Source organism: Acidimicrobiia bacterium, assembly GCA_035948415.1.
Taxonomy (GTDB): Bacteria; Actinomycetota; Acidimicrobiia; order IMCC26256; family PALSA-555; genus PALSA-555.
Map to the genome: position 1 here is coordinate 1 of DASZJD010000042.1, position 22,866 is coordinate 22,866.

A 22,866-nucleotide genomic window follows, 5' to 3' on the forward strand; every position below is an offset into this window, starting at 1 on the left:
AGGGCGGCGACGACGGCGTCGAGGGCCAGCTCGTCCTCGACGCCGGTGGCCCGAACCCGCCGCTCGGCGACGCCGCGCCCGACGCTCTTGGCCCCGACGGTGAGGCGGACGGGCATGCCGAGGAGGTCGGCGTCGGCGAACTTCACGCCGGGGCTGACGTCCCGGTCGTCGTAGAGCACCTCGACGCCGGCGGCGACGAGCGCGTCGTAGAGCCGGTCGGCGGCGGCGATGACCCGCGCCGCGGCGTCCCCCCGGCCTGGGAGCGCCACGAGGTGGACGGCGAACGGCGCCAGCGCCGCGGGCCAGGCCAGCCCGACGTCGTCGTGGTGCTGCTCGGCGACGGCGGCGACGATGCGCGAGACGCCGGCGCCGTAGCAGCCCATCACCATCGGGTGCTGCGCGCCGGCGTCGTCCTGGTACCGGGCGTCGAGGGCCTCGGGGTACTTCGTGCCGAGCTGGAACACGTGGCCGACCTCGATGCCGCGGTCGATCGCCAGCGGCGCGCCGCACCGGGGGCAGGGGTCGCCGGGGGTGACGACCACGAGGTCGGCCCACTCGTCGACGCGGAAGTCACGGCCGGCGACGGCGTCGCGCACGTGGCGGTCGGGCTCGTTGGCTCCCGTCACCCAGGCGTGGTCGGCGGCCACCGACGGGTCGGCGATCACCACCTCGAACGCGGGGTGGTGGGGGCCCAGGTAGCCGCGGGCCAGCTCGGGGTGGGCGGCGAAGTCCTCCTCGGTGAGGACCCGCACCGGGCGGGGGGCTACCGCCTGGGCCAGCGCCGCCTCGCTCACCTCCCGGTCGCCGGGCACCAGCGCGGCGCCGAGCTGGGGGCCGCCCGCCCCGCCGATCTCGAACACGATGCACTTCAGGAGGCCGGACTCGGGGACGCCGAGGTGGCGGGCGACGGGCGCGATCCCGGGCATGCCCGGGGTGTCGACGGGCCGCATCGCCGGCGCGTCGACCGGTCCGTCGTGGCGGGGCGGCGGCCGGCGGCGGGCCGCCTCGACGTTGGCGGCGTACTCGCAGCGCGGGCACCACACGAAGTCGTCCTCGCCGACGGCGGCGACGGCCATGAACTCGTGGTTCGTGGTCCCGCCCATCTCGCCGGCCTGGGCCTCGACGGGCCGGAAGACGAGGTCGCACCGGGTGAAGATCCGGCCGTAGGCGTCGTACATGTCTTGGTAGGTGCGCTTGAGGTCCTCGACGTCGGTGTGGAACGAGTAGGCGTCCTTCATCAGGAACTCGCGGGCGCGCAGCAGCCCGAACCGGGGCCGCAGCTCGTCGCGGTACTTCCAGTTGATCTGGTAGAGGGTCACGGGCAGGTCCCGGTAGCTGGCGTACTCGCCGGCGACGAGGGCGGTGGCCGCCTCCTCGGCGGTGGGCGCCAGGACGAAGCCGGTCTCCTTGCGGTCGTGGAGCCGGAACATCAGCGGCCCGTAGGCGGCGTCACGGCCGGACCGGGCCCAGAGCTCGAGGGGCTGGATGATCGGGAGCGTGACCTCCTGGGCCCCGATCCCGTCCATCTCCTCCCGGACGATGCGCTCGACCCGGGCCAGCACCCGCCGCCCGAGGGGCAGCCAGGCGTACACGCCGCTGGCGACCCGCCGGATGCACCCCGCCCGGAGCAGGAGCCGGTGGCCGTCGGTCTCGGCGTCGGCGGGGTCGTCCCGCAAGGTGCGCAGGAAGAGCTGCGACATCCTCACGCCGGACACTGGCCCGGAGGCTACCGGCGGCGCCCGGCGGCGGCGCCGGAAATCGGGCCCGGGGGCGACCGAGGCCCCGGCCGGGCCCGCCCCGAAATTGCTGACTTCGCCGCTGGCATTTTCGGCCCCAATTCCTTACACTGGCGGTAGTGATTCGAGCGAGAGGCGCCGCGAGCATCTCGATGGGCCGCACCCCCCACGAGCTGCACGACGAGATGTGTCGTCATCGCTCGGCGTGCCGCGCCGCCTGACCGGCCCCGCGCTCGCCCCGGCCCGTCCCTCCGACGCGGCCCCTTCCCTCCCTCCTTCGAGGTCACGCCATGATCGACGTCGCCGAACTTCGGACTCGCCGCCTGGACCCGGTCGTCGCGGCCGAGCTCGACCGCTTCGAGGACGCCGTCGCCCGCTACCTCGCGGGCGAGATCGACGACGAGGCCTTCCGGGTCTTCCGCCTCAACCAGGGCGTCTACGGCCAGCGCCAAGGCGGCCACCAGCAGATGCTCCGGGTGAAGGTGCCGCACGGTCGGGTCACCGCCGACCAGCTCGACATGTTCGGGCACATCGCCGACGAGTACTCGCGCGGCTGGGGCCACCTCACCACGCGCCAGAACGTGCAGCTGCACTTCGTGCCCCTCGAGCAGGTGCCGGCGGCGCTCCGCGACCTCGCCGCCGCCGGGCTCACCAGCCGCGAGGCCTGCGGCGACACCGTCCGCAACGTGGCCGGCTGCCACCTCGCCGGGGCCTGCCCCTTCGAGGTGCTCGACATCACCCCGTGGGCGCAGGCCACCACCGACCTGTTCCTCCGCAACCCGATCGCGCAGCGGCTGCCGCGCAAGTTCAAGATCAACTTCTCGGGCTGCGCCACCGACTGCGGCCAGGCCATGTTCAACGACGTCGGCGTCATCGCCGTGAACCGGCCTCGGCCCGACGGCACCGTCGAGCCCGGGTTCCGCGTGTTCTTCGCCGGCGGCCTCGGCGCCAACCCGCACCCGGCCCAGGCCCTCGAGGAGTTCACGTCGCGCGAGGACCTCCTGCCGACCATCGAGGCGATCCTGCGGGTCCAGGACCACCACGGGAACCGGGACAACAAGCTGCGGGCCCGGATGAAGTGGCTCGTCGACACGATGGGCGTCGAGGAGCTGCGCGAGCGCATCGTGAAGGAGCGGCGGTTCCTCATCGCCTCCGCGACCTACCCGGGCGGCGTGCCCGCGCCCGTCGCCGAGGGCGGCGACGAGCCGGCCGGGACGGCGACCACCCCCGACGCCGGCGCCCCGGTGGAGCTGCGCGGCGTCGACCCGTACCGCGCCTGGGAGCTCGCCAACGTGGTGCGCGGCCGCGCCAACGGGACGGTGAGCGCGTACGCGCACTGCCGGCTCGGTGACATCACGAGCGACCAGTTCCGGGCCCTCGCCGACCTGCAGCGCCAGCTCGACGCCGACGTGCGGATCACGAACCGCCAGAACCTCGTGTTCCGCGACCTCGGCGAGGACCAGCTGCCCCTCCTCTACGCCCGGCTCGGCGCCATCGGCATGGCGTCGCCGGGGGCGGAGCTGGCCCGCGACGTCGTCGCCTGCCCCGGCGCCGACACCTGCAACCTCGCCGTTACCCAGTCCCGCGGCCTGGCCGACGACATCGACCGGGCCCTCGAGGACGCCGGCCTGGCCGACGTCGGCGGGGTCCGGGTGAACATCTCGGGCTGCACGAACAGCTGCGGGCAGCACCACATCTCCGACATCGGCTTCTTCGGCCTCGAGCGTCGCGCCCACGGCCGGTCGGCGCCCGGCTACCAGATGCTGCTCGGCGGCCACGTCGGGCAGATGGCCATCGAGTTCGGGGGCAAGGCGGTGAAGCTGCCGGCGAAGGCGGCGTCGGAGGCGGTCGTGCGCGTCGTGGGCCGCTTCGCCGGCGAGCGGCAGGCGGGCGAGGCCTTCGCCGACTGGCTGGCCCGGTCCGGCGGCGCCGCCGAGGTGGGCGCGGGCCTGCGCGACCTCGACGAGTTCCCCGACCCGGACCAGCGCCCCGAGTTCTACGTGGACTTCGACGAGACCGGGCCCTACACGGCCGACGTCGGCCAGGGCGAGTGCATCACATGAACGACCGCGACCTCCCCGACCTGCGCGAGCTGGCGGCGGTGTCCGCGTCGCTCGAGCGCAAGCCCGCCACCGCCGCCATCGAGTGGGCGGCCGAGCGCTTCGGCGACGGCCTGGTGCTGGCCTCCTCGTTCCAGGACTGCGTGCTCATCGACCTGGCGGTCCAGGTCGCGCCCGACGTCGACGTCGTGTTCCTCGACACCCAGTACCACTTCGCCGAGACGCTGTGGTACGTGGAGGCGGTGCGGCGCCGCTACGACCTGAACCTGCGGGTCGTCGGGCCCGACATCGAGCCCGACGACCGCTGGCTCGACGACCCCGACGGGTGCTGCGTCGCCCGCAAGGTGGTCCCGATGGCGAAGGCGCTGTCGGGACGCACGGCCTGGATGACCGGGCTGCGGCGCGACGAGGCCGCCACCCGGGCCCAGGCGCCGATCGTCGGCTACGACGTCGGCCGCGGCATCGTGAAGGTGAACCCGCTCGCGACGTGGACCGAGGCCGACGTGGCCCGGTACGCCGACGACCGCTCCCTCCCCGAGCACCCGCTGCGCGAGCGGGGCTACGCCTCGATCGGGTGCTGGCCCTGCACCCGCCCCGTCGCCGACGGCGAGGACGCGCGGGCGGGCCGGTGGGCCGGCCTCGACAAGCTGGAGTGCGGCCTCCACGCCTGATCCGGCGTCCCCCCGACACCGACGGATGTCAACATCGGGGCATGCCCGTCCACGACGTCGCCGCCGCCGGCTTCGGCGCCGGGGCCGACGCCTACGAGCGGGCCCGCCCGTCCTACCCGCCGGACGCGGTGGCGTGGCTGACTCGATCGCTGCGCCTCGGGCCCGGCCGGGTCCTCGTCGACCTGGCCGCCGGCACCGGGAAGCTGACCCGCCTCCTCACCCCCACCGGCGCGTGGACGCTCGCGGTCGAGCCGGTGGCGGGCATGCGGCGGGTCCTGCGCGCCGCGCTGCCGGCGGTCGCGGTCGTGGCCGGCACCGCCGAGGCGCTGCCGCTCGCCGGCGGCGCCGTCGACGCGGTGACGGTGGCGCAGGCCTTCCACTGGTTCGACGCCGACGCCGCCTTCGCCGAGCTGGCGCGCGTACTCCGGCCCGGCGGGCGTGTCGGCCTGGTGTGGAACGCGCGCGACCGCACCGTGGGCTGGGTCGACGCGCTGTGGTCGATGATGGACCGGGTGGAGCGGAAGGCGCCGTGGCGTGACCACGAGCGGTGGAGCCAGAGCGCCCTCGGGAGCCGACCCGGGTTCGGGCCCCTGCACACGGCGACGTTCCGGCACGAGCAGCGCGTCACCCCCGACGGAATCCTCGACCGCTTCGCGTCGGTGAGCCACGTCGCCGCGCTCCCGGACGCCGAGCGCCGCGCCCTGCTCGACGAGATCGCGGCCGTGCTCGCCCGCCACCCGGACACCGCCGGGCGACCCGAGCTCGCCATCCCGTACCGGGTCGACGCCTACTGGTGCGAGCGCCGGTGAGCCGCTCGCCGCGCACCCGGCTCGGCGTCGCCGCCGGCCGGCTCGCCGGCTGGCTGTCGCGGGCGACGGGGCGGGGCGCCGGCGCGACGATCAGCGGCCGGGTCCTGAACCGGCTCGCCCCGGGCGCGCTGGCCGAGCTGGCCGCCGGCAAGCGCACGGCCCTGGTCTCGGCGACGAACGGGAAGACCACGACCACCCGGTTCCTCGCCGCCGCGCTCGCCACCGACGACCGCGTCGTCACCACGAACTCGACCGGCGCCAACCTGACGTCGGGCCTCGCGCCGACGCTGGCGCGGGCGCCCGACGCCGACACCGCCGTGCTCGAGGTCGACGAGCGCGTCCTGCCCCGCGTCGTCGACCCGCTCGCCGCCGAGCTGCTCGTCCTCGGCAACCTGAGCCGCGACCAGCTCGACCGCTACGGCGAGGTGCACCTCGTCGCCGACGCGTGGCGCGCCGCCACCACGGCGCACCCGGACCTGGCCGTCGTCGCGAACGCCTCCGACCCGCACGTCGTGTGGGCGGCCAGCCCGGCGCGGGTCACGTGGGTCGAGCTCGGCCTCGCCTGGCGCCAGGACGCGGCGACGTGCCCGCGCTGCGGCGCGCTGCTCGGCTGGGACCACGACCGGTTCCGCTGCCCCGCGTGCGGCTTCGCGCAGCCCGAGACCGAGAACCGCCTCGACGGCGACGCCCTCGTCCTCGGCGACGAGCGGGTCCCGCTGCGCCTGGCGGTGCCGGGCCGCTGGAACGTCGCCAACGCCGGGCTGGCCGTGACCGCGGCCACGCACTTCGACGTGGCGCCGGCCGCCGCCGCGTCCGCGCTCGCCGCCGTGACCACGGTGGCGGGCCGCTACATGGCCGTGCCCCTCGGCGACGGCCGCACCGCCCGCGTGCTGCTGGCGAAGAACCCGGCCGGGTGGAGCGAGGTCCTGCGCTACCTCGCCGACACCGACAGCGCCGTCGTCATCGCGGTGAACGCGCGCGTCGCCGACGGCAAGGACCCGTCGTGGCTGTGGGACGTCCCCTACGAGCTGCTGCGCGGCCACGCCGTCGCCGCCGCCGGCGAGCGGTGCCTCGATGTCGCCGTGCGCCTCCGGTACGCCGAGGTCGAGCACGTCGTCGAGCCCGACCCGGTCGCGGCGGCGCGCGCGCTGCCGGGCCCGACCGTGCACCTCGTGTGCTCGTACACGCCGTTCTCCGCCCTCTACCGCCGGTACGGGGGTCGACGATGACCGAGTCGACGCTGCGGGTCGGGTTCGTGTTCCCCGAGCTCCTCGGCACCTACGGCGACCGGGGCAACGCGGTGGTGCTCGTGCAGCGGGCCCGCTGGCGCGGGATCCCCGCCGAGCTCGTCGAGGTCCCGGCCGGCGCGCCGGTCCCCGACTCGCTCGACGTCTACCTGCTCGGCGGCGGCGAGGACGACCCGATGCACCTCGCCAGCGCCGGCCTCCGCGCCTCGCGGCCGGCGATCGCGCGGGCCGTCGCCGGCGGCGCCGTCGTCCTCGCGGTGTGCGGGGGCTTCCAGCTCGTCGGCCACCGCTACGTCGCCGCCGACGGGACCGAGCTCGAGGGCATCGGCCTCGTCGACCTCGACACCCGCGCCGGGCCGACCCGGCTCATCGGCGAGGTCGTCGTCGACCCGACGCCGCCGCTGCCGCGGCTCACCGGGTTCGAGAACCACTGGGGCCGCACGACGCTCGGACCCGGGGTGGCCCCGCTCGGGCGCGTCGTGACCGGCGGCGGCAACGGTGACGGCGCCGGCGTGGAGGGCGCGCTCGCGGGCCGCGTCGTCGGCACCTACCTGCACGGGCCGGTGCTGCCCCGCAACCCGGCCCTCGCCGACTACCTGCTGGGCGTCGCGGTCGGCGGCGACGGCGCGTTGGCGCCGCTCGACGCCCGCCTCGAGGAGCGGCTGCACGCCGACCGGCTCCGGGCCGGCTCGGCTCGGGGCGTCCGCCGCTGGTGGCAGGAGCGGCTCCTGGCCCGGGGCTGACCGCCTAGTCGGTCAGCTCGCGGATCCGCTCGATGCGCTCCTGGGCGTGGTTCACGTCGGGGCCGCGCAGCTCGACGAGCTGCTCGCGGTCGGCGGCCGCGATCGCCTCGGCGTCGGCGTCGGCGTCGGCGAGGCGGGCCTCGATGCCCTCCTCGACGATGCGCTCGGCCTCCTCGACGAGGGCGGTGACCATCTCGGCCTCGGGGACGACGCGCACCACGGTGCCGCGCACGAACAGGTGCCCCTTGCCGCGGCCGGCGGCGATCCCGAGGTCGGCGCCTCGCGCCTCGCCCGGCCCGTTCACCACGCAGCCCATCACCGCCACCTGCAGCGGCAGGTTCCGGGCCTCGAGGGCCTGCTGGGCCTCCCTCGCCACGCCGATCACGTCGATCTCGGCCCGGCCGCACGACGGGCAGGCGATGAGGTCGAGGCCCTGGCGCTCGCGCAGCCCGAGGGCCTCGAGGAGGGTGCGCCCGGCGCGGGCCTCCTCGACCGGGTCGGCGGTGAGCGAGTAGCGGATCGTGTCGCCGATCCCCTCGGCGAGCAGGGTGCCGATCCCGGCGGTGGACTTCACGACCCCGGCCGGGGGCGGGCCGGCCTCGGTGACGCCGAGGTGCAGCGGGTGGTCGAGGGTCTCCGAGAGCAGGCGGTAGGCGTCGATCATCACCGGGACGCTCGAGGCCTTCACCGAGATCTTCACGTCGTCGAAGTCGACCTCGCGGAAGTAGTCGAGCTCGCGCGTGGCGCTGGCCACGAGCGCCTCGGGGGTGGCGCCCCCGTGGCGGGCGGCGAGCTCGGGGTCGAGGCTCCCCGCGTTCACCCCGATCCGGATCGGCAGGCCGCGGTCCTTGGCGGCGAGGGCGACGGCCTTGATCTGGTCGGGCTTGCGGATGTTCCCCGGGTTCAGGCGCAGCGCCTGCACGCCGGCCTCGATGGCGGCGAGCGCCAGCCGGTACTGGAAGTGGACGTCGGCGACGATCGGCACCGGCGAGCGGGGCACGATCTGGGCCAGCCCCTCGGCCGCCGCCTCCTCGTTGCAGGTGCAGCGCACGATGTCGCAGCCGGCGCCGGCGAGGGCGTAGATCTGGGCCAGCGTCCCGTCGACGTCGGCGGTCTTCGTCGTCGTCATCGACTGGACCGAGATGGGCGCGTCGCCGCCGACCGCCACCGGCCCGACGTGCACCTGGCGGGTCACGCGACGCGGCTGCACGTGCGCCAGCCTACGGCCCCACCCGATCGCGGCTCACGCCGAGCCGGTGGAGATCCCGTGCAGACCCGGATCAGCTGCCGAAGGCCTGGCGCACGTCGAGGAACGCGGCCGAGAGGCTGAGCGTGAGGAGCGCGACGAGGACGACGGCGGTCACCGGCATGAGCTTGCGGAAGTCGACCCGCACCTCGCGCCGCTGCACCTTCGAGGCCGCCCACTCGTACACGACGACGGCGGCGTGCCCGCCGTCGAAGGGCAGCACCGGCAGCAGGTTGAAGAGGGCGAGGATGAGGCTGATCCCGCCGAGCAGCCAGAGCAGCGCCCACACGTTCCCGTTCACGAGCCGGCTGCCCTGGTCGACGATCCCGATGATCGAGACCGGGCGGTCGTTCGCGGCCGAGCCGGACGTCGCCGGGGTGCTGGTCGTGAAGTTCTTGCTGTAGCGGGCGACGCCGGACGGGGACACGAGCCGACCGACCGCCTTCGCGGTCCCGACGGTCAGGTCGCCGACGGAGCGGAACGACTCCGGCACCGCGCCGAGGACGCCGACCGCCCGGTACTGCTCGCCGGGTCCGACCCCGAGGAAGCCCTTGCCGGCCTGGCGGCCCGGCGTGGCGCGCAGCGTCACGAGCTGGTGGCCCCGGTCGACCGTGAACGTGGTGCTGACCCCGCCGTGGGCCTCGATGGCGCGCTTCAGCGCGTTCCAGTCCCTCGTGGGCGCGCCGTCCACGGCAACGATGCGGTCCCCGCCGCGGATGCCGGCGCTCGACGCCGCGCTGTGCGCCACGACGGCCGACACGGTGGTGTTCGGTCCCACCGGCAGCCGGCCCTGCCCGGCGATGACCACGAAGAACAGGAGCAGCGCGAGCAGGATGTTGACGGTCACGCCGGCGACGGTGAGGGCGAGCCGGTCGCGGTAGGAGGCCCGCCGGAACGTGCGCGGCTCGTCGGCGGGGTCCACCTCCTCGAGGTTCGTCATGCCGATGACGCGCACGTAGCCGCCGAGCAGGACCGCCTTCACGCCGTACTCGGTCTCGCCGCGGCGGAACGACCACAGGCGCGGGCCGAAGCCGACGAAGAACTCCGTGACCTTCATGCCGGCGCGCTTGGCGACGAGGTAGTGCCCGGCCTCGTGGAGCACGACCATCGCCACGATGCCGACGATGATCGCCATCGTGTAGCGCGCCGACGGCCGGGCCACGAAGAGCACGGCCAGACCGACGAGCACGACCAGCAGCGTGGCCGTGGCGCCGCGGCGGGTGACGTCGACGCCGGTGTCCTCGAAGGGGTCCTTCACGCCGCGGGGCTCCTCGTCCCGTGGGCCACGTGCGACTCCTCGATCCGCTCGACGACGTGCTCGGCCCGGGCGCGCGCGGCCCGGTCCACGGCAAGAACGTCGGCGACGTCGGCGACGTTCCCGGCCGCCGGCTCGAGGGCGGCGGCCAGGACCTCGGCGATGGCGAGCCAGGGGATGCGCCGGTCGAGGAACGCCGCCACCGCGACCTCGTTGGCCGCGCTCAGGGCCGCGGGGGCGCCGCCGCCGGCCCGGCCGGCGGCGTAGGCGAGGGCGAGGGCGGGGAACGCGTCGACGTCGGGGGGCTCGAAGGTGAGCGACCCGAGGGTGGCCCAGTCCACGGCCCCGAAGGGCTCGTCGAGGCGGTCGGGGGCGCCGAGGGCCAGCCCGATCGGCAGGCGCATGTCGGGCATCGACAGCTGGGCGACGACGGCGCCGTCGGTGAACTCGACCATCCCGTGCACGACCGACTGGGGGTGCACGACGACGTCGATGCGGTCGAAGTCGACGTCGAAGAGCTCGTGGGCCTCGATCACCTCGAGGCCCTTGTTCATGAGCGTCGAGGAGTCGATCGTGATCTTGGCGCCCATGTCCCACGTCGGGTGCTTCAGCGCGTCCTCCACGGTGACGTGCTCGAGCTCGGATCGGGTCCGGCCCCGGAACGGGCCGCCGCTGGCGGTGAGCAGCAGGCGCCGGACCTCGGCGCGGGTGCCGGCCCGCAGCGCCTGGTAGAGGGCGGAGTGCTCCGAGTCGACCGGGACGATCTCGCCGCCGCCGCGCCGACGGGCCGCGCGCACGACCGGGCCCCCGGCGATGAGGCTCTCCTTGTTGGCGAGCGCCAGCCGCTTCCCCGCCTCGAGGGCGCCGATGGTGGCGGGCAGGCCCGCGAACCCGACCACCGCGTTCAGGACCACGTCCACGTCGGGGTCGGCGGCGAGCGCGGCGAGCGCGGCCGGGTCGTCGGCGCAGGACCGGGCCCGGGACGGCGGCACCCCGAACTCGGCCGCCTGGGCCGCCAGCAGGTCGACGTTGCGGCCGGCGGCGAGGGCGACGACCTCGTACCGGTCCCGGCGGCCGCGGATGACCTCGAGGGCCTGGGTGCCGACCGAGCCGGTCGACCCCAGCACCGCGACGCGCGTCATCAGTGCGTGAACAGGTAGTACGCCAGGTAGTAGGAGGCAGGGAGGGCGAAGAGCAGGGCGTCGAAGCGGTCGAGGAAGCCGCCGTGGCCGGGGAGGAACCCGCCGAGGTCCTTCACCGCCAGGTCGCGCTTGAACATCGACTCGACGAGGTCGCCGAGGGGCGCGGTGACGGCGACGATCAGCCCGAGCGCCAGGCCGGCGCCGACCCCCTTGTCGGCCCAGGGGTGGAGCACCCCGCCGACGAAGGCGCCGAGGATCACCGCCGCGACGCCGCCGGCGACGAGGCCCTCGACGGTCTTGTGGGGCGAGATGCGCGGCAGCAGCGGCGTGGTCCCGAAGTTCCGGCCCGCGAAGTAGCCGACGACGTCGGCGCCGACGGCGCAGATGATCACGCCGCCGAGCAGGCCGGTGCCGCCGGGGTCGGACTGGAGGAGCAGCCCCGCGAAGCCGCCGAGGATCCCGACGTACCCGAACACGAGCAGCGTGAGCCCGACGTTGACGCTCGGGCGCTGCCGGACGACCTCGAAGAGGTACCAGAGCAGCGTGAAGGTGATGACGAGCACCGACACCAGCGGGTAGGCCTCGACGCCCTTGTTGTACGCGAGCGGGACGATGAGGACCGAGGCGAGGAGCGCCATGACCGTCGCCGGGTGGTAGCCGGCGCGCCGGAACGACTCGAGGAGCTCGAAGGCGCACACGCCCACGACGACCATGACGAGGAAGACCGCCACCGGCCGCCCCGCCGCGAACGCGGCGAGGGCGATGACGGCCATGATCACGCCGGTGACGACCCGGGTCGAGAGGTCGCCGTCGGGGGCCTGGTCGAAGCGCTGGGTCCGCTCGCCGGTCGGGGGCCCCTCGAGGCCGCCGGTCTCGTCGCGGCGGGCCCCGCGCTGGGGCCGGCCGCGGCGCTGGCGGCCGCGGGCCGGCGGGCCCCACGCCTGCTCGTCGTCCTCGGCGAGGGCGCCGATCATCGTGCTGTCGTCGTGGAGCTCGCCCTCGGCGAAGTCGCCCACGTTCCAGTCGCTGCTGCTGTCGGTGCGGAACCGGGGCCGGCCCGGACCGGTCAGCGAGGACCAGGTCTCGAAGTCGTCGTCGGCGTTGTCGCCGCCGAGGGCCCGGGGCACCTCGCCGGTGGGCGGGTCGGTCCAGTGCGGCAGCCGCGACGAGCCGCCGGTCTCGCCCTCGCCGGGCTCGTCGCCCGCGGACCAGCTGGCGTCGTCGCCGGGCAGCGAGAACCGGCCCCCGGGCCGGCGGGGCGGGCTCGGGTCGGGCCCGTGGACCCGGACGCCCTCCCCCGAGGGCCGCTGGCCCCAGTCCTCCTCGAGTTCGTCGTCCCGCCAGTCGGACACGCCACTCCCCTCACACCAGCCACGCCGGTCCCGGCGTGGGCGCCAAGGCTAGACCTCCCGGGGCCGGGCCGCGGGAGCCGGGGCCGGGCCCGGCGTCAGACCTCGAGGAGCTCCTGCTCCTTCTTGGCCAGGAGCTGGTCCACCTCGGCGACGACGGCCTTCGTGTGCTTCTCGAGGGCGTCCTCGGCCCGCTTCAGGTCGTTCTCGGACAGGTCCCCGTCCCGGGCCAGGCCCTCGAGGTCGTGGCGGGCCTGCCGGCGGACGTTCCGCACCGCCACCCGGGCCTCCTCGGCCCGGTGCTTCACCACCTTCACCAGCTCGCGGCGCCGGTCCTGGGTGAGCTCGGGGAAGACGAGGCGGATGACGACGCCGTCGTTGCTCGGGGTGATCCCGAGGTCGCTGCCCTGGATGGCGCGCTCGATCGCCTTCATCGACGACTTGTCGTAGGGGCTGATCACGAGGACCCGAGGCTCGGGGACGCTGAAGCCGGCCAGCTGCTGGAGCGCGGTCTCGGTCCCGTAGTAGTCGACCTTCAGCTTGTCGACGAGCGTCGGGGTGGCCCGGCCGGTGCGCACGGCGCCGAACTCGCCCTTCAGGTGCTCGACCGCCTTGCGCATCTTCTCGCGACCCTCCTCGATCACGAGCTCGCGCATCTCGTCGCCCTCGGCGCTCATCGTCGGCTCACGCCGTGCTCACGAGGGTGCCGATCGGCTCGCCGACCAGCGCCCTGCGGATGTTGCCCGGCTCCATGACGTCGAAGACGATGATCGGCAGGCCGTTGTCCATGCAGAACGTGATCGCGGTCGAGTCCATGACCGCCAGGCGCCGGTTCAGGACCTCGAAGTGGCTCACCTCCGGCAGCTTCACGGCGTCGGGGTGCTGGAGCGGGTCGGCCGAGTAGACGCCGTCGACCCCGGAGTGGGTGCCCTTCAGGATCGCCTCGGCGCCGATCTCGGCGGCCCGGAGCGCGGCGGTGGTGTCGGTCGTGAAGTACGGGTTGCCGGTGCCGGCCGCGAACACGACGACGCGGCCCTTCTCGAGGTGTCGGATGGCCCGCAGCGGGATGAACGGCTCGGCGACCTGGGCCATCGCGATCGCGGTCTGCACCCGGGTCGGCTGCCCCATCGCCTCGAGCGCGTCCTGGAGGGCCAAGGCGTTGATGACCGTGGCGAGCATGCCCATGTAGTCGGCGCGGGCGCGGTCCATGCCGCGGGTGGCGCCGCTCATGCCCCGCCAGATGTTGCCGCCGCCGACCACGACGGCCAGCTCCACCCCAAGCTCGGCCCGGGCGCCGGCGACCTCCTCGGCGATGCGCTGCACCACCGCGGCGTCGATCCCGTAGCCGGTCTTGGTCTCGGCGAACGCCTCGCCCGAGAGCTTCAGCACCGCCCGGGCGTAGCGGCTCTCGGCCACGTTCGCTCCTTCGTCCCGGCGGGACCGGCGGCGGCCTGGGGGCCGCCGGGCCGGCTCCCGGCAGTTCTAGTCCTCGCCGATCTTGACGCGCGCGAACCGGCGGACGGCCGCGTCCGGCCCGAGCCCGGCGACGAGGTCGCCCACGGTCTGCTTCGGCTCCCGCACGAAGGCCTGCTCGACCAGGACCGTCTCCTTGTAGAAGGCGTTCAGGCGCCCCTCGACGATCTTCGGCACCGCGGCGTCGGGCTTGCCCTCGTTGCGGGTGCGCTCCTCGAGCACGGCCCGCTCCCGCTCGACCACCTCGGCCGGGACCTCGTCGCGGGTCCGGTACCGGGGCGCCGCCGAGGCCACGTGCAGCGCCACGTCGTGCGCCACCGCCCGGGCCTTCGGGTCGTCGCGGTCGACGCCGCCGAGCTCGACGAGCACGCCGATCGTGTACCGGTCGAACTGCGGGTGCTTGTAGCCGTCGAGCAGCCCGTCGCTGGTCTCGAACACCACGACCCGGCCGACGACGACGTGCTCCCCGAGGCGGGCCGCCAGCTGGGTGACGTGGTCCTCGACCGTGGTGCCCTCGAAGGCCAGGGCCGCGAGCTCGGCGGTGCCGGCGTCGACCGCGACCGTCGCCAGGGCCTCGACGGTGCGCGTGAACTCGGCGCTCTTGGCCACGAAGTCGGTCTCGGCGGTGAGCTCGACGATGGCGCCGACCCCGTCGCGGACGAGCACCTCGACCCCGCCCTCCTCGGCGGCGCGCCCGGCCCGCTTCCCCGCGCCGGCGAGGCCCTTGGCCCGCAGCCAGTCCTTCGCCGCCTCCTGGTCGCCGGCGCACTCGGTGAGCGCCCGCTTGCAGTCGAGCATCCCGGCGCCGGTCTGCTTGCGGAGCGCGGCGACGTCGGCGGCGGTGATCTCAGCCATCGGGCGCCGCCACGGCCGCGCTGTCCGCGGGCGGGCTCGGCGGCTCGGCCGCGGGCTCGCCGCCGGCGTCCCCACCGTCCGCGCCGGCACCGCCGTCGCTGGTGTCCCCGGTGTCCCCGGTGTCCCCGCCGTCGCCGCGGTCGGCACCCTCGCCGGCATCGGCGCCGCGCTGGGCCAGGCGGGCCTCGCGCTCGCGCTGCGCCGCGGCGGCGGCGTCGCGGGCCCGCTGCTGCTGCTCGGCGTCCAGCGGCGGCGGCACCGGGCGCGCCGGCTCCGGCGCCGCGCTCGGCGCGGTCACGCCCTTGCGCTCGGCGAGGAACCGGCCCTCCTGCACGGCGTCGGCGACGATCCGGCTCATGAGGTTGGCCGAGCGGATGGCGTCGTCGTTGCCGGGGATGACGTAGTCGATGACGTCCGGGTCGCAGTTGGTGTCCACCACCGCGACGACGGGGACGCCGAGGCGGTTGGCCTCGGTGACCGCGATGTGCTCCTTCTTGGTGTCGATCACGAAGACGGCGTCGGGCAGGCGCTCGAGCCGTCGGATGCCGCCGAGGTTGCGCTGGAGCTTGTCCCGCTCGCGCGTGACCTTCAGGCCCTCCTTCTTCAGCATCTGCTCGGTCTCGCCCGACGCGACCATCCGCTCGAGCTCGTGCAGCTTGGCGACCCGCGAGTGCACGGTCTGGAAGTTCGTGAGCATGCCGCCGAGCCACCGGTAGTTCACGAACGGCATGCCGCTGCGCTCGGCCTGGCGCTGGATCGGCTCCTGGGCCTGCTTCTTCGTGCCGACGAACAGCACGATCCCGCCGTCCTCCACCGTCTTGCGGATGAACCGGTAGGCGGTGTCGATGCGCTCGAGGGTCTGCTGGAGGTCGATGATGTAGATGCCGTTGCGCTCCCCGAAGATGAAGCGGCGCATCTTCGGGTTCCAGCGGCGGGTCTGGTGTCCGAAGTGGACGCCGGCCTCCAGCAGCTGCTTCATCGTGACGACGGCGTCGGCCACGACGCCTCCTTCGGTTGCCCTCGGTTGGTCCTCCGCCCGCCTGCGCCCGGGCGAGGCCGGGCGACCGGAAGCGGCGGCGGGCGTGCGTGATCCCGGACGGATCCGGGTCGAGGCGAGTGTAGCGGCGGGCCCTTCCGGCGCCGCCGGGCGCTCAGGCGGGCTCGGAGAGCCGGCCGCGCAGCTGGAGGATGGCCTTGGTGTGGATCTGGCACACCCGGCTCTCGGTCACGCCGAGGATGGAGCCGATCTCGGCCAGCGTGAGCCCCTCGTAGTAGTAGAGGGTGAGCACGAGCCGCTCGCGGTCGGGCATCCGGTTGATGGCGTCGGCGAGGAGGTGCTTCATCTCGTCGACCTCGAACGCCTCGACCGGGTCGTGGGCCCGGTCGGCGATGGTGTCGCCGACGGTCGCCGACCCGCCGCCCTCGCTGGCCTGCTGGCGGCCGAGGAGCTCGTCGAGGGCGACGAGGCCGGTGAACGACACCTGCGAGAGGAGGTGGTTCAGGTCGTCCTCGTTCATGTCGAGCTCGGCCGCCACCTCCTTGTCCTCGGGGCTGCGGCGGAGCTCGTTCTCGAGCTTCGAGTAGGCCCGCTCGACGGCCCGGGCCTTGGCCCGCACCGACCGGGGCACCCAGTCGATCGAGCGCAGCTCGTCGATGATCGCGCCCTTGATGCGGCTGATGGCGTAGGTCTCGAACTTGAAGCCGCGCGCGGGGTCGAACTTGTCGATGGCGTCGATGAGCCCGAAGATCCCGTAGCTGACGAGGTCGGACTGCTCGATGTTCTGGGGCAGACCGGCGGCGACGCGGCCCGCCACGAACTTCACCAGCGGCGAGTAGTGGAGGATCAGGCGCTCGCGCGCGTCGTGGGTGCCGTCGCGCTTGTAGTCGCCCCACAGCTCGGTGACGACGAGGGCGGCGTCGGTCTCAGGCACGGGGGTGCGTGGCGGCGTAGACGGCCCGGAGTCGGTCCTGGCTCAGGTGCGTGTAGAGCTGGGTCGTGGCGAGGTCGGCGTGGCCGAGCAGCTCCTGGACCGCCCGCAGGTCGGCGCCCCCGTCGAGGAGGTGGGTGGCGTAGGCGTGCCGCAGCGCGTGCGGGTGCGTGGTGCGCCCGTCGCGCAGCGGGTGGGCGGCCACGACCCGGTGGGCGTCGCGGGGGGAGCAGGCGCGGCCGCGACGGCTGAGGAACACGCGGTCCGGGCTGTCGGGGATGGCGAGGACGGGGCGGCCGGTCTCGAGGTAGGCGGCGAGGGCGGCGCGCGCCGGCACCCCGATGGGGACCCGGCGGGTCTTGGCCCGCTTGCCGAGCACGCTGACGAGGCCCCGGTCGAGGTCGCAGCCGCCGAGCGTGAGCCCGCAGGCCTCGCTCACCCGCAGCCCCGCCCCGTAGAGGAGCTCGAGGAGGGCGACGTCGCGGCCGGCGAGCGCGGCGACCACCGGGTCGTCGACCGGGGCGGCGGCGTCGTCGGCGGCGGCGTCGAGGAGGGCGGCGGCGTCGGCCGCGCTCGGGACCCGGGGCAGGCGCACGTCGCCCTTCGGGGTGCGGAGCGACCGGCCGGGGTCGGCGGCGAGGCGGCCGTCCCGGCGCAGCTGGGCCACGAGGGCCCGCACCGCCGCGGCCTTGCGGGCGACCGAGCGGCGGGCGAAGCCGCGGGTCTCGAGGTAGGCGAGGTAGCGGCGGAGGGTCCGCCGGTCCAGGCCGGCCGGGTCGGGGCAGCCGCCGCGGTCGGCCCAGGCCACGAACTCGCGCGCGTCGTGCTCGTAGGCCCGGCGCGTGTGCTCGCTACGCCCGGCGAGCGAGGCGACGAGGCCCTCGACGTCCCAGGCCATGCCGCAACGCTAGCCCCACCCGCCACACGCACCGGCGGTGGCCGCCGCCGCCTCACTCGCCGGTGAACCGGGGCTCGCGCCGCTCGAGGAAGGCCCGCATCGCCTCGGCGGTGTCACGGGACCCGAAGTTGGCCGCCTGCACGAGGTCCTCGAACTCGAGGGCCTCGGCCATCGACACCGAGAACGACTGGTTGAGCTGCCGCTTGATCATCTGCACCTGCACCGGGGGCTGGGCTGCGATGCGGCCGGCCAGGTCGGCGACGAACGCCGGCAGCTCCCCGGCGGGCACGACCCAGTTCACGAGGCCGAGCTGCTCCGCCTCCTTGGCCGAGACGATGTCGGCGAGGAAGGCGAGCTGCTTGGCCCGGTGCAGCCCGACCAGCCGCGGGAGCAGCCACGAGCCCCCGGCGTCGAGGGCCAGGCCCCGGCGGGCGAAGATCTCCGAGAACCGCGCCGTGTCGGCGGCGACGATGAGGTCGCAGCCGAGGGCGAGGTTGCACCCGGCGCCGGCGGTGACCCCGTTCACCGCCGCGATGGTCGGGGTGTGGAGCTCGTGGAGCCGCAGCGCGGCCCGGCCGACGATCCGCATGGAGCGGACGGCGCGGCCGAGCCCGCCGACGCCGCCGTCGGCGATGTCGCCGAGCCCGCCGGGGTCCAGGTCCGCGCCCGACGTGAAGGCGTCGCCGGCGCCGGTGAGCACGAGGACCCGGGTGTCCCGGTCGTCCTCGACGGTGTCGAGCACGTCGACCAGCTCGGCCCACATCGCCGGGCTGATCGCGTTCTTCTTCTCGGGCCGGTCGAAGGTCAGCGTCGCGACGCCGCGCTCGTCGCGCTCGAAGCGCAGCGTCTCCACCTGGGTACCGTATCCCCGTGGGCTACAACCCGTTCCGGACGCGCGTGAAGCGGCGCAGCGACGTCGTGATCGTCGCCGCCGCGCTGGTGGTGATCGCCGCGCTCGTCGCCTGGGCCGCGCTCGGCTGATGGCCGCGCACCACTTCGTGAGCGACGACGGCGACGTCGAGGTCCGTCGGGTGCAGCCCTACCAGGCCACGAAGACGTACCGCTGCCCCGGCTGCGACCACCCCATCGGGCCCGGCACCGGCCACGTCGTGGTCGTGCCGAGCGGGGCGGTCGAGGATCGCCGCCACTGGCACACCGCCTGCTGGGGCCGGGCGTCCCGGCCCGGTCGGCGCGGCGCGGCCGGCGGCCGGTCCGCGCGGACCTGACGCCCGGCGGCGCCGGGCGTTACAGGTCCTTCGTGCCGAGCTCCTCGACGTTCACGTCCTTGAAGGTCACGACGCGGACGTTGTTCACGAACCGGGCCGGCCGGTACATGTCCCACACCCAGGCGTCGGTGAGCTCGAGCTCGAAGTAGGGCTGGCCGTGGTCGTCGTGGACCTGGAGGTTCACGCCGTTGGCGAGGTAGAAGCGGCGCTCGGTCTCGATGACGTAGGCGAACATCGGGAGCACGTCGCGGTACTCCCGGTAGAGCTGGAGCTCGATCTCGGTCTCGTACCGCTCGAGGTCCTCGGCGCTCATCGCTGGCTTAGACCCGCTTCTCCTTGACCTTGGCCGCCTTCCCGACCCGGTCGCGCAGGTAGTAGAGCTTCGCCCGCCGGACGTCACCCCGCGTCGTCACCTCGATCTTGGCGACGATCGGCGAGTGCAGCGGGAAGGTGCGCTCGACGCCGACGCCGAAGCTCACCTTGCGGACGGTGAAGGTCTCCCGGACCCCGCTGCCCTTCCGGCGGATCACGACGCCCTGGAACATCTGGATCCGCTCCCGGTTGCCCTCGACCACCCGGACGGACACCTTCACGGTGTCCCCGGGCGCGAAGGCGGGCCGGTCGTCGCGGAGGTGGGCGCGGTCGACGAGGTCGGTGGCGTTCATGGCGGGCTCTTCGCGCTTTCGGGGGTGGGGCGGGCCATCGTACCGGCCGGTCAGTCGTCGGGCTCCTCCAGCAGGGCCTGCTCCTCGGGGGTCAGCGCCCGGCCCCGGAGCAGGTCCGGGCGCCGGGCCAGGGTCCGGCGGAGGGCCTGGGCCGCCCGCCAGCGGGCGATCCGGGCGTGGTCCCCGGACCGGAGCACGGCCGGGACGGCCCAGCCCCGGAACTCGGCCGGCCGCGTGTACTGGGGCTCCTCGAGGAGGCCGGCGGCGAAGGACTCGTGGCGGCAGGAGGCGTCGTTGCCGACCACGCCGGGGACGAGCCGGGCCACGGCCTCGATGACGACGAGGGCGGCGGCCTCCCCGCCGCCGAGCACGTAGTCGCCGATCGAGAGCTCCTCGTCGCAGAGGTGCTCGGCGACCCGCTCGTCGACGCCCTCGTACCGCCCGCAGAGGAGCGAGAAGCCGGGGCCGTCGGCGAGCGCCCGGGCCCGGGCCTGGTCGAGGGGCCGCCCGCCGGGGCCGAGGAGGAAGAGGGGGCGGACGGGGTCGGCGGCCTCGACGGCGGCGAAGAGGGGCTCGGGGCGGAGCACCATGCCGGCGCCGCCCCCGAAGGGGGTGTCGTCGACGCTGCGGTGGGGGTCGTCGGCGAACCGGCGGGGGTCGTGGAGCCGCACGTCGAGGGTGCCGGCGGCGGCGGCCCGGGCCAGGAGGGCGGTGCCGAGGGGGCCGGCGAAGTACTCGGGGAAGAGGGTGAAGACGTCGATGCGCACGGTCGGCGGGGTCAGCTCGAGGGTCGCCCGGGGCGGTGCGCCGGCGACGGGGCGGGCGCCGCGGCTCGCTCGGCGGGAGCGGCGGGGAGCTGCCTTCGGGCCGACGACGTGCACCCGAATGTAGGCGACGGGCCGGGCCGGGCCCCTCGCCCCGGGTCAGGGCTCGAGGAGCCCCGCCGGCGGGTCGACGACGATCCGCCCCTCCCCGCGCTCGACGACGAAGACCACCGGGACGAGGGCGCCGTCCTCGAGCACGAGGAGGTCGTGGGCCGGGTTGGCCTGGAGCGCCACCACCCGGCCGTGGGCCCGCCCGGCGACGTCGACGACCTCGGACCCGATGAGCTCGTGGGCCCACCACTCGTCGGGCTCGCCGGCGATCCGGTCGGCGACCAGCCGTCCGCCGCGCAGCCGCGCCGCGGCGTCCCGGTCGGTCACGCCGGCGAAGCGGATGAGCCAGCGCCCCTGGTGGGGGCGGGCGGTCTCGACGACGAGCTCCTGGTCGTCGAGGTAGAGGACGGCGCCGGCGGCGTGGCGCTCGGCGCGGTCGCTCGTGAACGTGACCGCGACCTCCCCGCCGAGCCCGTGGGGCCGGCCGACGCGGCCGACCTCGAGGCGGTCGGGGCGGGCGGCCACGCGCCCGACCGCTACTCGGCGATGTCGACCGTGGCGCGCACGCCCTCGGCCGTGCTCGCGGCCCGGGTCAGCTGCCGGAGGGCCTGCACGACGCGGCCGCGCCGGCCGATGAGCCGGCCCATGTCGGACGGGCTGGCGTGCACGAGCAGCACGATCTCGCCCCGCCGCTCCTCGAGGTCGACGTCCACCGCGTCGGGCTCCTCGGCGAGGTACCGGGCGACGTACTCGACGACGGCCTTGGCCTTCCCGCCGACGATCCGGTTGCCCTCGCCGGCGATCTCGTCCTCGAAGTCGTCCTCGTCGTCGTCGTAGCCCTCGTCGAAGTCGGGGTGCTCGTCGCTCACGCGCCCTCCTCGGGCGGCGGCGCGGCCGCCTCCGGCTCCGGCTCGGCGGCGGCCGCCGGGGCGGGGGGCGCCGCCTCGGTCGCCGCGGGCGCGGGGGCGGTCGGGGCCTCGGGGGCGGGGGTGGGCTTCGGCGCCCGGCCGGTCTTGAACCCGCGCCGGTTCAGCTTCGTGACGATCGGGCCCCGCTTCTCGGCCTCGAAGGTGCCCCACACCCCGGCGACGGTCAGGAGCTTCTGGACCGGCTCGGTGGGCTGGGCGCCCTGGCGCAGCCAGGCCAGCGCCCGGTCGCCGTCGATCTCGACCCGGGACGGGTCGGCCCGGGGCCCGTAGTGGCCGATGGTCTCGATGATCCGCCCGTCGCGGGGCGAGCGGCCGTCGGCGACGACGATGCGGTAGCTCGGCTGCTTGGTCTTGCCGACGCGCAGGAGGCGGATCTTGACGGCCATGGACGGCGCGCCCTTTCGTGCGGGGACCGCGAGGGTAGCGAACGGGCGCCGCGCCGGGGGATCCGGCCCCGTGCTCAGCGGCCCGGCAGCGGGAGCCGGCGACGCCCCTTGCCGCCGGTCATGGTGCGCATGAGCTGCTGCACCATCTTGAACTGCTTCAGGAGCGCGTTCACGGCCTGGGTGCTGGTGCCGCTCCCCGCGGCGATGCGATGCCGGCGCGAGCCGTTGATGATCGACGGCTCGAGGCGCTCGCGGGGGGTCATCGAGCAGATGATCGCCTCGACGCGCGCCAGCTCGCCCTCGTCGAGCTCGGCGTCCCGGAGCTCCTTCGGGACGCCGGGCAGCATCCCGACCACGCTCTGGAGCGGCCCCATCTTCCGCATCTGGCGCATCTGCTCGAGGAAGTCTTCGAGCGTGAAGCGCCCGGCGCGCAGCTTCGCCTCCGCGGCCTCGACCTGCTCGGCGTCGAAGACGGCCTCGGCCTTCTCGATCAGGGTGAGGACGTCGCCCATGCCGAGGATGCGGCTCGCCATCCGCTCGGGGTGGAACGCCTCGAAGGCGTCGAGCTGCTCGCCGACGCCGGCGAAGAGGATGGGGAGGCCGGTGACCTCCTTCACGGACAGCGCGGCGCCGCCGCGGGCGTCGCCGTCGAGCTTCGTGAGCACGACGCCGGTCACCGGGACCCGCGCCGCGAACTCGGCCGCGACGGCCACCGCCTCCTGGCCCGTCATGGCGTCGAGGGTGAGCAGCGTGTCGCTGGGCCGCACCGCGTCGACGACGCGCCGCAGCTCGTCCATGAGGGCGTCGTCGACCTGGAGCCGGCCGGCGGTGTCGATGACGACGACGGTGCGGCCGAGGCGCTCGGCCTCGCGCACCCCGGCCCGGGCGACCGCGACCGGGTCCGCACCCGACGACGAGACGGGCACGTGGACCCGCTCGCCGAGGACCCGCAGCTGCTCGACGGCGGCGGGACGCTGCAGGTCGGCGGCGACGAGCAGGGCGCGGCGGCCCTGGGCCTCGAGGTGTCGGGCCAGCTTGGCCGCCACCGTGGTCTTGCCCGAGCCCTGGAGCCCGACGAGCAGCACCACGGCCGGCGGCGACGACGGTGTCGCCACCGCGCCGCTGTCGCCGCCGAGGGTGCGGGCCAGCTCCTCGTGCACGATCTTGATGACCTGCTGCGCGGGGCTGAGGCTCTCGGCCACCTCGGCGCCGGTGGCGCGCTCCTTCAGGCGCCCGACGAACGCCTTCACGACCCGCACGTTGACGTCGGCCTCGAGCAGCGCCAACCGGATCTCGCGCGCGACCTCGTCGACGTCGGTCTCGCTCAGCCGCCCGCGGCTGCGGAGCCGGCGGAAGATCCCCTCGAAGCGGTC

25 protein-coding genes are annotated in these 22,866 nt (G+C 75.1%); 6 read left to right on the plus strand and 19 right to left on the minus strand.

From position 1 onward, the window contains the following. Positions 1-1,715: proline--tRNA ligase (locus VG869_06255; GenBank protein ID HEV3450792.1), on the minus strand; the 1,715-nt coding region annotated here is incomplete at its 3' end. Between the two features lie 311 nt (positions 1,716-2,026). Between VG869_06255 and VG869_06260 the strand changes: the two genes are divergently transcribed. Genes VG869_06260 through VG869_06280 form a run of 5 tightly spaced genes read left to right on the plus strand, consistent with a single transcriptional unit; the run spans position 2,027 to position 7,266 of the window. Continuing rightward, on the plus strand, positions 2,027-3,799 hold the full coding sequence (locus VG869_06260) for a nitrite/sulfite reductase (protein ID HEV3450793.1): 1,773 nt from the start codon (positions 2,027-2,029) through the stop codon (positions 3,797-3,799). Further along, the gene (locus VG869_06265; GenBank protein ID HEV3450794.1) at positions 3,796-4,467 is read left to right on the plus strand and encodes a phosphoadenylyl-sulfate reductase; all 672 of its coding nucleotides are present in this window, start codon (positions 3,796-3,798) and stop codon (positions 4,465-4,467) included. The genes VG869_06260 and VG869_06265 overlap by 4 nt, the downstream gene beginning before the upstream one ends. A gap of 41 nt (positions 4,468-4,508) precedes the next feature. Beyond that, the gene (locus VG869_06270; GenBank protein ID HEV3450795.1) at positions 4,509-5,276 is read left to right on the plus strand and encodes a class I SAM-dependent methyltransferase; all 768 of its coding nucleotides are present in this window, start codon (positions 4,509-4,511) and stop codon (positions 5,274-5,276) included. Beyond that, complete coding sequence (locus VG869_06275; protein ID HEV3450796.1) at positions 5,261-6,505, plus strand: MurT ligase domain-containing protein; 1,245 nt, start codon at positions 5,261-5,263, stop codon at positions 6,503-6,505. The genes VG869_06270 and VG869_06275 overlap by 16 nt, the downstream gene beginning before the upstream one ends. Further along, positions 6,502-7,266, plus strand: coding sequence for a glutamine amidotransferase (locus VG869_06280; protein HEV3450797.1), 765 nt, complete (start codon positions 6,502-6,504; stop codon positions 7,264-7,266). The genes VG869_06275 and VG869_06280 overlap by 4 nt, the downstream gene beginning before the upstream one ends. 4 nt (positions 7,267-7,270) lie before the next feature. On the opposite strand, the gene ispG is transcribed toward VG869_06280, so the two are convergent. The 11 genes from ispG to VG869_06335 form a co-directional block, all read right to left on the minus strand. Then, entirely contained in the window at positions 7,271-8,476 is a 1,206-nt protein-coding gene (ispG, locus tag VG869_06285; protein ID HEV3450798.1) for a flavodoxin-dependent (E)-4-hydroxy-3-methylbut-2-enyl-diphosphate synthase, read from the minus strand. Between the two features lie 70 nt (positions 8,477-8,546). Further along, a complete protein-coding gene (locus tag VG869_06290; GenBank protein HEV3450799.1) occupies positions 8,547-9,770 on the minus strand; it encodes a M50 family metallopeptidase in 1,224 nt (407 codons plus the stop codon). After that, positions 9,767-10,909, minus strand: coding sequence for a 1-deoxy-D-xylulose-5-phosphate reductoisomerase (gene dxr, locus VG869_06295; GenBank protein HEV3450800.1), 1,143 nt, complete (start codon positions 10,907-10,909; stop codon positions 9,767-9,769). Before dxr ends, VG869_06290 begins: the two co-directional genes overlap by 4 nt. After that, entirely contained in the window at positions 10,909-12,261 is a 1,353-nt protein-coding gene (locus VG869_06300) for a phosphatidate cytidylyltransferase (GenBank protein ID HEV3450801.1), read from the minus strand. Before VG869_06300 ends, dxr begins: the two co-directional genes overlap by 1 nt. Positions 12,262-12,356: 95 nt before the next feature. Beyond that, a complete protein-coding gene (gene frr / locus VG869_06305; GenBank protein HEV3450802.1) occupies positions 12,357-12,914 on the minus strand; it encodes a ribosome recycling factor in 558 nt (185 codons plus the stop codon). A gap of 28 nt (positions 12,915-12,942) precedes the next feature. Next, positions 12,943-13,674 (minus strand): UMP kinase, encoded by a 732-nt coding sequence (pyrH, locus tag VG869_06310; GenBank protein ID HEV3450803.1) that lies wholly within the window; start codon positions 13,672-13,674, stop codon positions 12,943-12,945. 66 nt (positions 13,675-13,740) lie between these two features. Next, the gene (gene tsf, locus VG869_06315; protein ID HEV3450804.1) at positions 13,741-14,586 is read right to left on the minus strand and encodes a translation elongation factor Ts; all 846 of its coding nucleotides are present in this window, start codon (positions 14,584-14,586) and stop codon (positions 13,741-13,743) included. After that, positions 14,579-15,565 carry a 30S ribosomal protein S2 gene (rpsB, locus tag VG869_06320; GenBank protein ID HEV3450805.1) on the minus strand — a complete coding sequence of 329 codons (987 nt, stop codon included), beginning with the start codon at positions 15,563-15,565 and terminating at the stop codon, positions 14,579-14,581. The genes tsf and rpsB overlap by 8 nt, the downstream gene beginning before the upstream one ends. 172 nt (positions 15,566-15,737) lie before the next feature. Further along, positions 15,738-16,481 carry an RNA polymerase sigma factor WhiG gene (gene whiG, locus VG869_06325; GenBank protein HEV3450806.1) on the minus strand — a complete coding sequence of 248 codons (744 nt, stop codon included), beginning with the start codon at positions 16,479-16,481 and terminating at the stop codon, positions 15,738-15,740. 28 nt (positions 16,482-16,509) lie between these two features. Then, positions 16,510-17,412 (minus strand): tyrosine-type recombinase/integrase, encoded by a 903-nt coding sequence (locus tag VG869_06330; GenBank protein ID HEV3450807.1) that lies wholly within the window; start codon positions 17,410-17,412, stop codon positions 16,510-16,512. 52 nt (positions 17,413-17,464) lie between these two features. After that, positions 17,465-18,265 carry an enoyl-CoA hydratase-related protein gene (locus tag VG869_06335; protein ID HEV3450808.1) on the minus strand — a complete coding sequence of 267 codons (801 nt, stop codon included), beginning with the start codon at positions 18,263-18,265 and terminating at the stop codon, positions 17,465-17,467. 127 nt (positions 18,266-18,392) lie between these two features. Here VG869_06335 and VG869_06340 point away from each other — a divergent pair, with 127 nt between their 5' ends. Then, entirely contained in the window at positions 18,393-18,638 is a 246-nt protein-coding gene (locus VG869_06340; protein ID HEV3450809.1) for a hypothetical protein, read from the plus strand. Positions 18,639-18,657: 19 nt separating this feature from the next. Here VG869_06340 and VG869_06345 read toward each other — a convergent pair whose 3' ends face one another. The 7 genes from VG869_06345 to ffh form a co-directional block, all read right to left on the minus strand. After that, on the minus strand, positions 18,658-18,951 hold the full coding sequence (locus VG869_06345; protein HEV3450810.1) for a DUF2469 domain-containing protein: 294 nt from the start codon (positions 18,949-18,951) through the stop codon (positions 18,658-18,660). Positions 18,952-18,958: 7 nt separating this feature from the next. After that, complete coding sequence (rplS, locus tag VG869_06350; protein HEV3450811.1) at positions 18,959-19,303, minus strand: 50S ribosomal protein L19; 345 nt, start codon at positions 19,301-19,303, stop codon at positions 18,959-18,961. Positions 19,304-19,353: 50 nt separating this feature from the next. Beyond that, positions 19,354-20,070 (minus strand): tRNA (guanosine(37)-N1)-methyltransferase TrmD, encoded by a 717-nt coding sequence (trmD, locus tag VG869_06355; protein ID HEV3450812.1) that lies wholly within the window; start codon positions 20,068-20,070, stop codon positions 19,354-19,356. Positions 20,071-20,226: 156 nt separating this feature from the next. Continuing rightward, complete coding sequence (gene rimM / locus VG869_06360) at positions 20,227-20,703, minus strand: ribosome maturation factor RimM (GenBank protein HEV3450813.1); 477 nt, start codon at positions 20,701-20,703, stop codon at positions 20,227-20,229. Between the two features lie 11 nt (positions 20,704-20,714). Beyond that, on the minus strand, positions 20,715-21,047 hold the full coding sequence (locus VG869_06365; protein ID HEV3450814.1) for a KH domain-containing protein: 333 nt from the start codon (positions 21,045-21,047) through the stop codon (positions 20,715-20,717). Further along, positions 21,044-21,493 (minus strand): 30S ribosomal protein S16, encoded by a 450-nt coding sequence (rpsP, locus tag VG869_06370; protein HEV3450815.1) that lies wholly within the window; start codon positions 21,491-21,493, stop codon positions 21,044-21,046. The genes VG869_06365 and rpsP overlap by 4 nt, the downstream gene beginning before the upstream one ends. A 74-nt stretch (positions 21,494-21,567) precedes the next feature. Next, positions 21,568-22,866, minus strand: a 1,299-nt coding sequence (ffh, locus tag VG869_06375) for a signal recognition particle protein (protein HEV3450816.1), incomplete at its 5' end; no start/stop codon positions are given.